The organism is Pseudomonas soli (assembly GCF_900110655.1).
In the GTDB taxonomy this organism is placed as follows: domain Bacteria; phylum Pseudomonadota; class Gammaproteobacteria; order Pseudomonadales; family Pseudomonadaceae; genus Aquipseudomonas; species Aquipseudomonas soli.
Genome location: NZ_FOEQ01000014.1, coordinates 123,819 through 133,598 on the forward strand (window position 1 = coordinate 123,819; position 9,780 = coordinate 133,598).

At 63.3% G+C, this 9,780-nt stretch carries 10 protein-coding genes; 5 read left to right on the plus strand and 5 right to left on the minus strand.

Annotated features, from left to right (window positions below):
• The first annotated feature begins 50 nt into the window (after positions 1–50).
• Positions 51–1,265 carry a phosphoserine phosphatase SerB gene (serB, locus tag BMY03_RS23300; protein WP_094012381.1) on the plus strand — a complete coding sequence of 405 codons (1,215 nt, stop codon included), beginning with the start codon at positions 51–53 and terminating at the stop codon, positions 1,263–1,265.
• A gap of 87 nt (positions 1,266–1,352) precedes the next feature.
• On the opposite strand, the gene asd is transcribed toward serB, so the two are convergent.
• From asd to BMY03_RS23315, 3 genes are read right to left on the minus strand one after another with little or no spacing between them, the layout of a single operon-like run.
• Complete coding sequence (gene asd / locus BMY03_RS23305) at positions 1,353–2,216, minus strand: archaetidylserine decarboxylase (RefSeq protein ID WP_094012382.1); 864 nt, start codon at positions 2,214–2,216, stop codon at positions 1,353–1,355.
• 9 nt (positions 2,217–2,225) lie between these two features.
• Positions 2,226–3,035 (minus strand): thiosulfate sulfurtransferase, encoded by an 810-nt coding sequence (rhdA, locus tag BMY03_RS23310; protein WP_094012383.1) that lies wholly within the window; start codon positions 3,033–3,035, stop codon positions 2,226–2,228.
• A gap of 45 nt (positions 3,036–3,080) precedes the next feature.
• The gene (locus BMY03_RS23315; RefSeq protein WP_094012384.1) at positions 3,081–4,616 is read right to left on the minus strand and encodes an HDOD domain-containing protein; all 1,536 of its coding nucleotides are present in this window, start codon (positions 4,614–4,616) and stop codon (positions 3,081–3,083) included.
• Between the two features lie 130 nt (positions 4,617–4,746).
• Here BMY03_RS23315 and motA point away from each other — a divergent pair, with 130 nt between their 5' ends.
• Together motA and motB are read left to right on the plus strand one after the other, a co-directional pair.
• Positions 4,747–5,598, plus strand: a complete 852-nt coding sequence (motA, locus tag BMY03_RS23320) for a flagellar motor stator protein MotA (protein ID WP_023630652.1) — start codon at positions 4,747–4,749, stop codon at positions 5,596–5,598.
• A 3-nt stretch (positions 5,599–5,601) separates the two neighbouring features.
• Complete coding sequence (gene motB, locus BMY03_RS23325; RefSeq protein WP_023630651.1) at positions 5,602–6,618, plus strand: flagellar motor protein MotB; 1,017 nt, start codon at positions 5,602–5,604, stop codon at positions 6,616–6,618.
• 32 nt (positions 6,619–6,650) lie between these two features.
• On the opposite strand, the gene BMY03_RS23330 is transcribed toward motB, so the two are convergent.
• A complete protein-coding gene (locus BMY03_RS23330) occupies positions 6,651–7,130 on the minus strand; it encodes a hypothetical protein (RefSeq protein ID WP_023630650.1) in 480 nt (159 codons plus the stop codon).
• A gap of 145 nt (positions 7,131–7,275) precedes the next feature.
• Entirely contained in the window at positions 7,276–8,307 is a 1,032-nt protein-coding gene (gene rsgA, locus BMY03_RS23335; RefSeq protein WP_094012385.1) for a small ribosomal subunit biogenesis GTPase RsgA, read from the minus strand.
• A 108-nt stretch (positions 8,308–8,415) separates the two neighbouring features.
• On the opposite strand from rsgA, the gene orn reads away from it, so the two are divergent.
• Both orn and BMY03_RS23345 read left to right on the plus strand, forming a co-directional pair.
• A complete protein-coding gene (gene orn / locus BMY03_RS23340) occupies positions 8,416–8,958 on the plus strand; it encodes an oligoribonuclease (protein ID WP_023630648.1) in 543 nt (180 codons plus the stop codon).
• Positions 8,959–9,046: 88 nt separating this feature from the next.
• On the plus strand, positions 9,047–9,658 hold the full coding sequence (locus BMY03_RS23345) for a trimeric intracellular cation channel family protein (protein WP_023630647.1): 612 nt from the start codon (positions 9,047–9,049) through the stop codon (positions 9,656–9,658).
• Positions 9,659–9,780: the final 122 nt, after the last annotated feature.

Below are 9,780 nucleotides of genomic sequence, written 5' to 3' on the forward strand. Positions count from 1 at the left end.
TCATGGAAAATCGGTAGAATGCGCATTTTTCATCGAGTTGGAGCCCGGTCTTGCGCGAAATCGTCCTGATCAACATCACTGGTGAAGACCGTCCAGGTCTTACCGCGGCCATCACCGGCGTCCTGCTCCAGGGCGGTGTGAATATTCTCGACATCGGCCTTGCGGTCATGCATGGCACGCTGTCGTTCGGCATCCTGGTCGACATCCCCGACAACGAGGTGGCCACCGCGCTGCTGCAAAGCGTACAGGCCAAGGCCCATGAGCTGAACCTGCAGGCGCGCTACACGCCGATCTCCGAGGCCGACTATCAGCACTGGGCCGACAGCCAGGGCGAGGCCCGCCACATCGTCACCCTGCTCAGCCGCCGGGTCACGCCACAACAGTTGCAGCGGGTCAGCGCCATCATCAGCCAGTACGGCCTGACTATCGAGCGCATCGAGCGCCTGTCGGCCCGCGTGGCGCTTGATGCCCAGGTCGAGAAGGGCAAGTCCGCGCTGGAAATCTCCGTGCGTGGCGAAGCCAGCGACGCCCAGGCACTGCGCGCCGACTTCTTCGCGCTGTCCGAAGAGCTGAACATCGACATCGCCTTCCAGCGTGACGACCTGTTCCGCCGCAACCGCCGCCTGGCGGTGTTCGACATGGACTCGACGCTGATCGAGGCCGAAGTCATCGACGAGCTGGCCAAGGCTGCCGGTGTCGGTGAGCAGGTGGCGGCGATCACCGAGCGCGCGATGCGTGGCGAGCTGGATTTCCGCGCCAGCTTCAAAGAGCGCATGGCGCTGCTCAAGGGCCTGGACGTGAACGTACTGGACCAGATTGGCGCCTCGCTGCGCCTGACCGAGGGTGCCGAGCACCTGTTCGCCGAGCTCAAGCGCCTGGGCTACAAGACTGCGATCCTTTCCGGCGGCTTCACCTACTTCGCCAAGCAGGTACAGGCGCGCCTGGGCATCGACTATGTATTCGCCAACGAGCTGGAAGTGGTGGACGGCAAGGTCACCGGCGTGGCCGTCGAGCCGATCGTCGATGCGCAGCGCAAGGCTGCTCTGCTGCAGCAACTGGCCAGTGAAGAGGGCCTGCAGCTTGAGCAGACCATAGCCGTGGGCGATGGCGCCAACGACCTGCCGATGCTGTCCCTGGCCGGCCTGGGTGTGGCGTTCCGCGCCAAGCCGCTGGTGCGTCAGTCGGCCAAGCAGGCGATCTCGACCCTGGGCCTGGATGGTGTGCTGTACCTGCTCGGCGTACGCGATCGCGAAGCGCGGGGTTGATCTTGAGCCCTGGGGCTGCAAAGCCGACCCTATGAAAAAGGCCCTGCATGACGTGAATCATGCAGGGCCTTTTGCTTACCAGATTGATCAGGCCTGGGCGGGCTGCGCCAGTAGCTCACCCATGCGCACGGCGGAGCCGGCACCGAGGCTCTCCGCCCACTTCACCTGTTCTGGCCCGAACAGCACGATGGCGGTGGAGCCCAGCTTGAAGCGGCCCAGCTCGGCGCCTTTCTCCAGATGGATCGGAGCACGGCTGGAGTCGTCGTAGCGGAAAGTCTTCAGCTCGCGCTTCGGCGGCGTGACCAGGCCGGCCCAGACGGTCTCGATCGAGGCAACGATCATCGCGCCGACCAGCACCACGGCCATCGGCCCGCGCTCGGTATCGAACAGGCAGACCACGCGCTCGTTACGGGCGAACAGCTCCGGTACGTTCTCTGCAGTGGTCTGGTTGACCGAGAACAGCCGCCCCGGCACATAGACCATCTCGCGCAGGGTGCCGGCCAGCGGCATGTGCACGCGGTGGTAGTCCTTGGGCGACAGGTAGATGGTGGCGAACTCGCCGCCCATGAACGGCGCGGCCAGGGCCGGGTCGCCGCCCAGCAGCTCCAGGGCGCTGTAGCCGTGACCCTTGGCCTGGAAGATGCGGCCATGTTCGATCGGGCCGAGCTGGCTGACCGCGCCGTCGGCCGGGCAGAGGATCGCGCCGGGGGTTTCGTCCAGCGGGCGGGCACCGGGCTTGAGGGCACGGGTGAAGAAGGCGTTGAAGTGCTCGTAGGCGCTGAGGTCTTCGACCAGTGCCTCGGACATGTTCACCTGGTAGCGCTTGGCGAACCAGGCAGTGAAGGCGTTCTTGAACCAGCGTGCGCGGCACTCGGCGACGCAGCCGGCCAGCCGCGACAGCAGGTGGTGCGGCAGCAGGTACTGGCTGATGATGAACAAGCGGGATTTCATTGAGCGTCCTTAAACTTCGACGGGCGTGTCGGGGTGGTTGCCCCATTCGCCCCAGGAACCGGCATAGCCCTTCACCCGTGGATAGCCGAGGGCCTTGGCCACGAGGTAGGTGAAGCCGGAGCGGTGGTGGGTCTGGCAGTGGGTGATCACTTCCTTGTCTGGGGTGATGCCCAGGTTTTGCAGGACTTCGGCGATGTCCTTGCGGATGCGCAGGTGGTCGTTGAGGTCCATGCCGGCGGTCCACTCGAAGTTGATCGCGCCGGGAATATGCCCGCCTTTGGCGGCCAGTACTTTCTCGCCGCTGTATTCCAGTGGCCCGCGAGCGTCCCAGATGACCAGGTCGGCGGCGCCCAGGCGGCTTTGCAGGTATTCGCGGGTGGCGGTGGGCTCCGGGTGCAGTCGCAGGTTCACCGCGCCGCCCATGCTGGCGGGCACCTCGGTGGACAGTTTGTCCGCCGGCCAGGCCTGTATGCCGCCGTTCAGGTAGTGATAGCGCTGGTGGCCAATCACGTCGAGCAACCAGATGAAACGGCCGGCCCAGCCGCCGCCTTCGTCGTCGTAGACCACATAGATCGCATCGTCGCGATGACCGAGTTCGGCGAACAGCTTTTCCAGATCGGCGCGTGCCGGCAGCAGGCCAGGCGCCGGTGGTTGCCCCAGCTGGGTGCGCTTGGGATCGACGAAGCGTGCCCCGGGGATGTGGCCGCTGCCATAGCGGTTGGCGCTGGTCAGGTCGACCAGGATCAGTTGCGGCGATTCCAGGCGCGGCAGCAGGTCCTTGGCTTCGATCACCAGGGGCAAGCCGGAAAAGTCAGTCATCCACGGTCTCCAGGGTGCAAAGGGGGCGATTGTAGCGCAAGGCAATCATGAATGGCGGTTGCCGAAGATGGCCAGGGCGCGCTCGATGCATTGCACGGTTTTACCGAACGCCTGCACGCTGACATCGGCCAGCGGTTTGCCGTCCTGGTCCGCCACCGCCAGCATCAGCACCTGGTCGCCGACCGCCAGCGAGCGCAGCAGCAGGTGTTCGCTGCGGAAGAATGCGCGCAGTGGCGCTGGCAGCAGCGCGGTGAACTGGGCGTGGTTCTCGGGAGTCAGGCGCAATTGCCCGGCCTTGCTCATCAGTTTCTGCAGGAGTTTGTTCTGCGCGATCGGCAACGCAATGACGCTGGCTTCCTTGGGCAGGCCCGCAGTTTGCTGCACCCGCAGGTGGTCGGTAGCCTTGTCCAGGCTCAGCAGCATCAGGCGCTGCATGCCGCACGCCAGTAGCGCTTCGCGGGCCTGGGTGGCCAGGTGCACGGTGTTGCTGAACGGGCTCGGCTGGGCGAGCAGTTCCTGGCACAGCGTGCGCCAGCGGCCCAGCTCCTCGGTGCTGGGCGGTGGCGGGGTGAGCATGTCCGGGTGCGGGCGGCGCTGGTGCCAAGGCCAGATCAGCGCCTCGGCCGGGTGGAACAGGGCATGCCGGGCGTGATGGCGGGCACTGGCCGCGGCCTGCTGGTGAACCTGCTGCTGCACATCGTCCAGCGTGGTCTGCAGATAAAGGGCGGTAAGCAGCTGCCAGCGCAGCAAATGCGGATTGTCCCAGCCAACCTGGGCGGCCAGGGCAAGGCCGTTGGCCAGCAGTACGGTATTCGGGGGCTGGTTGAACCAGCGGCGCAGGGCCGGCTCTTCGTCCAGGCGCTGTTGCTGGACCAGCGGGTCCTGTTCGCGGGCGATGTTCAGTACCTGCGCCAGTTGTTCGCGCTCGTCCATCAGCAGGCGGTAACCCTGGGTCACCCACTCGGGCAGGCGCCAGTGGTCGGCCATGGCCTGGCACAATTGCATGATGCGCACGCCAAACAGTTGCTGCTCGACTTCAGCAGCCTCCTCGCCCTTGTGGATAACTCGCAGCTCCCATGTGTCCAGCAACTTGGGATAGGCCAGGGCCAGCGGCCACAGGGGCGAGAGGAACAACAAGCTGCCCCAGTGGATTTCCTGCCACAAGCGCGCCAGGCGGCTGGCGAACAGGCCGTTGGCCTGCTGGGTGGCATGCTGGCTGATCAGCAGGAACTGGCGCAGCACCGGCGGGATCTCGTCGGCCGGCAGCGATGGCAGGCGTGCCAGCAGTTGGCTGACGCGGGCCAGGCCAAGGCGGTTAAGGGCTATTTCCAGGCTCTCGGCCGGTTCGGCCTGGCTGGCGTTGGCCGGGTGGTTGGCCTCGCGCAGCACGCAGAGCACCAGCGCGGGGCTGTCCTGCATCAGTTCGGCGATATCGCGCAGGGAGCGACGGCTGTCGTTGATGGCTTGCAGCACGCGATCATGGCTCTCTTTCGGCACCGGTACGCGGACCCCGTCGAGCAGCTTGATCCAGGCCTCTAGACTCGACGGAGCCTGACTTGGCACCTTGGTTTCAATTGGCATATTGACATCAGTCCGAACTGGCTTTTCGCAATGAGTGGCTATAGTCTGGCGCAGTTCTGCCGATAAGTAGAAGAAGAGTTTTCAAGCTTCCGTTCCCTATCCTGACCACGACAGCAAGTGCTTCCAACTTATGGCTAAAATTATCGGCATCATCGTCGTATTCGCGAGCGTGCTCGGCGGCTACGTGCTTTCCCACGGCAAGATCGCGGCACTGATCCAGCCGTTCGAAGTGCTGATCATCGGCGGCGCGGCCTTTGGTGCGTTCCTCCAGGCCAACCCTGGTTACATGACCATGCATGTAATCAAGAAGTCGCTGAAGATGTTCGGCACCCGCTTCACCCACACCTTCTACCTGGAAGTGCTGGGCCTGGTGTACGAGATCCTCAACAAGAGCCGTCGTGAAGGCATGATGGCGATCGAGGGCGACATCGAGGACGCCGCGGCCAGCCCGATCTTCGCCAAGTACCCGGCGGTGCTGGGTGACGAGCGCATGACCGCGTTCATCTGCGACTACCTGCGGATCATGTCCACCGGCAACATGGCGCCCCACGAGCTTGAAGGGCTGTTCGACATGGAGCTGCTGAGCATGAAGGAAGAGCTCGAGCACCCGTCTCACGCAGTGACCGGGATCGCCGACGGCATGCCCGGCTTCGGTATCGTCGCGGCGGTACTGGGTATCGTGGTGACCATGGCGTCGCTGGGTGACGGTGACCAGAAGTCCATCGGCCTGCACGTTGGTGCGGCGCTGGTTGGTACCTTCTTCGGTATTCTTGCTGCCTACGGCTTCTTCGGCCCATTGGCCAACGCCCTGCGCCACGATGCCAAGGAAGAGCTGAACGTCTACGAGGCGATCAAGGCCTCGCTGGTGGCCTCGGCTTCCGGCATGCCGCCGTCGCTGGCGGTCGAGTTCGGTCGCAAGGTGCTGTACCCGGCGCACCGCCCGAGCTTCGCCGAGCTGGAACAAGCAGTACGCGGTCGCTAAGCCATGGAGAACAATCAGCCCATCATCGTCAAGCGCGTCAAGCGCTTCGGCGACGGCCATCACGGCGGCGCCTGGAAAATCGCCTTCGCCGACTTCGCCACGGCGATGATGGCATTCTTCCTGGTGCTGTGGTTGCTGTCGACCGCCACGCCCGAGCAGAAGATCGCCATTGCCGGTTACTTCAAGGATCCGATCGGCTTCTCCGAAAGTGGCACGCCCTACATCATTGACCTGGGTGGTTCGCCACAGCTGGCGCCCGAAAAGACCATCAACCCGGAAGTGAAGTCCGAGCCGACGCCGGATACAAGCTTGCAGTTGGACAAGGACAAGGTCGAGACCATGGCCGAGCAGGTCGAGCGCGAGCGCCTCGAGTTGCTGCTGCAGGAGCTGCAGAACAAGGTCGAGGAAAACCCGCAGTTGCAAAAGTTCAAGGACCAGATCCTGTTCGAGATCACCCAGGACGGCCTGCGCATCCAGATCATGGATGCCGAGAACCGGCCGATGTTCGACCTGGGCAGCGCACGCCTGCAGCCGTACTTCGAAGACATCCTGCTAGCCATGGCCGACACCATCAAGGCGGTGCCGAACAAGATCAGCATCAGTGGCCATACCGATGCCAAGCCGTATTCCGGTACCGGCGACTTTGGTAACTGGGAGCTGTCGGCCAACCGCGCCAACGCGGCGCGTCGCGCACTGGTCGCCGGTGGCTATCCAGATGAGCAGGTGGCCCGTGTGGTCGGCTATGCATCGTCGTCGCTGTTCGATCGCGCCAACCCGTTCAACCCGGTCAACCGTCGTATCGACATCATCGTCCTGACCAAGAAAGCCCAGCGCGATATCGAGGGTGAGCAGGGCAAGCCGCAGGCTGCGCCGCCTGGCGCTGAAGCACCGCCTGCGGGCGCTGCGCCAGGTGCGGCCGCGACTCCGGGCGATACGCCGATGCAACCGCGCGAGTTGCGCCAGAAGCTGAACATCTTCGAGGATGGCGTGTTGAAGATGGATGAGGCCAAAGACCAGTAAAGGACAGGGGCCGCTTCGCGGCCCCGATGCATTCAGAACCCCCGCCTGATCTTGGCCTTGAGATCGGCATGGAAGAAATCCGCATTGTCCCTGTCCGACACTAAGCTGCGCCCGGCCTGCGAAGCCATGGCCCGGCCAAAAGTCTGCTCGTCATGGTATGCGCGCACGAAAAGGTCTATATGCTCCCGTTCCCGCATCACTGGCCACTTGCCCAGGCGCTGCGGCAGGTCAGTCGAGCCAGCATGGTAGAAAGTCACTCGCCGATGCGCCATGGCCGCAGCGCCCAGCAGCCAGGCTGTCCACCAGTCTTCGCCATGGGCCTCGTAGAGCACGCCGATCCAGTGAGTGGCATCGGCCATGTGCTGGCAAAAGCAACCATGCAGGTCGTCGAGGGTCTGGCCTTCGTCGTCGAAGGGGACAAGTTGAGTAGGAATGCCTTCTAGCAGAAGGCGTTCGTTGAGGATGAAGGCATCGAGCCGCTCATCTCGGCGGTAACTGATGAAAACCGGCATCCTTGTTGCCCTCCCTGATCAATGCCGACGACAAGGCATGACCATCGGGGAAAGCGGAGAGCTGGACAATAGGTGACTGCGAAACCGGAGTGGTCCTACCTGCTCCGGTAACATCTCCTACAGCAAAAGCCGGCAGATCCGCCAATCAGTAGGTGTCTTCCGGCAAGCTGGCAATGATTGAACGGTAGCTGTTCATCCGTTGCTGCGTGACGCCGCCGTCTTCCAGCGCCTTGAGCAGGGCACAACCAGGCTCGCGGTCATGCTTGCAGTCACGGAAGCGGCAGTTGCCGATCAGTTCGCGGAATTCGATGAAGCCATCCTCGACATCGTCACGGCTGACATGGCCCAGGCCGAATTCACGGATGCCTGGAGAGTCGATCAGGTCACCGCCATTGGGGAAGTGGTAGAGGCGCGCGGTGGTGGTGGTGTGGGTGCCCTGGCCGGACCATTCCGACAGGTCGCCGACACGGGTGCCCGCATCAGGCAGCAGGCTGTTGACCAGCGAGGACTTGCCCACGCCCGACTGGCCGACGAACACGCTGATATGACCATCGAGTGTCTGCTGCAAGCGCTGCATGCCATCGCCCTGGTGCGCCGAGACTTCCAGCAGCGGGTAGCCCAGGCCACGGTAGACCTCGAGCATGGCATTGAGAGTCGGGGCGTTCTCGTCGTTGATCAGGTCGGCCTTGTTCAGCAGCAGCAACGGGCGGATGCCGGCATGCTCGGCGGCGACCAGGTAACGGTCGATCAGGTTGGGGTGCGGTTCGGGCGCAGGGGCGAAGACAATGACGATCAGGTCGACGTTGGCTGCCACCGGCTTGAGCTGGCCATGGTTGTTCGGCCGGCACAGTTCGGTGTTGCGCGGCATCTGCGCGACGATCACGCCGATGCCCTGGTTGCCGGCGCGCCAGACCACACGGTCGCCAGTCACCAGCGCCGGCAGGTTGGCCCGCAGGTGGCAGCGGAATACCTGGCCCGCGACCTCGCCGTCCTGGGCCTCGACCTCGACCTGCACGCCGAAGTGGGCAATCACCAGGCCCAGTTGCTCCGGTCCCAGGTCGCCACCCTCCAGTTCCTGCAGCACATGCTGCTCGCGTTTGGCGGCGCGAGCGGCGCGTTCACCCTGGATCTTTTCGATGCGCCAGTTCTGGCGGCGGTTGAGCTGGCGTTTGGCCATGAAGGTTCCGTGTCGGCGGGGCAGAAAGAAAACGGCAGGCAGTTTAGCACGGCGCGCCCAACACCCGTTCGCTAGGCTAATATGACGGCCTATTCGAGGAGCCCTTTCATGCTAAACCCACAGAACCTGATCTGGATCGATCTGGAGATGACCGGCCTGGATCCGGACAACGACGTCATCATCGAGATGGCCACCATCGTCACCGACAGCGAGCTGAACACCCTGGCCGAAGGCCCGGTGATCGCCATTCACCACAGCGACGAGGTGCTGGCGCGCATGGACGAGTGGAACACCCGCACCCATGGCGCCTCGGGCCTGACCCAGCGCGTGCGCGAAAGCAAGGTGAGCATGGCCGAGGCCGAGGCGCAGACCATCGCTTTCCTCGAGCAGTGGGTACCGAAGGGCAAGTCGCCGATCTGCGGTAACAGCATCTGCCAGGACCGCCGTTTTCTCTATCGCCACATGCGCGAGCTGGAGAACTACTTCCACTATCGCAACCTCGATGTGTCCACGCTCAAGGAATTGGCCGCGCGCTGGGCGCCGGAAGTGCGTGACAGCTTCAAGAAGGGCAACACCCATTTGGCGTTGGACGACATCCGTGAGTCGATTGGCGAACTGCGTCACTACCGTGAGCATTTCATCAAGGTCTGACCTCCTGCGCCGATGATCGTCGGCGCGCCCCTTTTGGTGCCTTGCGTGACTGGGTAGACTGCGCGCCTTTCCCGCACGGACCTGCACCATGTTGCTGATGCTCTATCTCATTGCCATCACCGCCGAAGCCATGACCGGCGCCCTGTCCGCTGGCCGTCGGGGCATGGACTGGTTCGGCGTGGTGCTGATCGCCTGCGTCACCGCGCTGGGTGGCGGCTCGGTGCGTGACGTGCTGCTCGGGCACTACCCGCTGACCTGGGTGAAGCATCCCGAGTACCTGGTGCTGACCAGCTTCGCGGCGCTGCTGACCATCTTCATCGCGCCCTTGATGCGCCACCTGCGGTCGTTGTTCCTGGTGCTCGACGCCCTGGGTCTCGTGGCGTTCACCCTGATCGGCTGCATGACCGCGCTGGAGATGGGGCAGGGGTTCCTTGTCGCCTCCATCAGCGGGGTGATTACCGGGGTGTTTGGCGGCATTCTGCGGGACATCTTCTGCAATGATATTCCGTTGGTGTTTCGGCGTGAGCTGTATGCCAGTGTTTCGTTCGCGGCGGCTTGGTTCTATCTGGGGTGTGTTTACTTCAAGGTGCCGGCGGAGCAGGCCATGCTGCTGACACTGTTTGGTGGTTTTCTGGTGCGGTTGTTGGCGATTCGGTTTCATTGGGAGATGCCGAAGTTTCATTACAATGATCAGCAATAACGGCTTTTGCGGCGCAGCCACTGTATTCAGAATTTTTCTGGCAGGACTGTAACTGTAGCTATATAGCCATTTTTCAGAAGAGTTGCTGCTCTTGATCTTGATCTTGATCTTGATCTTGATCT

Bases quoted from the DNA above. Each gene is read 5' to 3' on its own strand.
- BMY03_RS23315 (WP_094012384.1), bottom strand. From the start codon at position 4,616: ATGCCAATTGAAACCAAGGTGCCAAGTCAGGCTCCGTCGAGTCTAGAG.
- BMY03_RS23330 (WP_023630650.1), bottom strand. From the start codon at position 7,130: ATGCCGGTTTTCATCAGTTACCGCCGAGATGAGCGGCTCGATGCCTTC.
- rsgA (WP_094012385.1), bottom strand. From the start codon at position 8,307: ATGGCCAAACGCCAGCTCAACCGCCGCCAGAACTGGCGCATCGAAAAG.
- orn (WP_023630648.1), top strand. From the start codon at position 8,416: ATGCTAAACCCACAGAACCTGATCTGGATCGATCTGGAGATGACCGGC.
- asd (WP_094012382.1), bottom strand. From the start codon at position 2,216: ATGAAATCCCGCTTGTTCATCATCAGCCAGTACCTGCTGCCGCACCAC.
- BMY03_RS23345 (WP_023630647.1), top strand. From the start codon at position 9,047: ATGTTGCTGATGCTCTATCTCATTGCCATCACCGCCGAAGCCATGACC.
- motA (WP_023630652.1), top strand. From the start codon at position 4,747: ATGGCTAAAATTATCGGCATCATCGTCGTATTCGCGAGCGTGCTCGGC.
- rhdA (WP_094012383.1), bottom strand. From the start codon at position 3,035: ATGACTGACTTTTCCGGCTTGCCCCTGGTGATCGAAGCCAAGGACCTG.
- motB (WP_023630651.1), top strand. From the start codon at position 5,602: ATGGAGAACAATCAGCCCATCATCGTCAAGCGCGTCAAGCGCTTCGGC.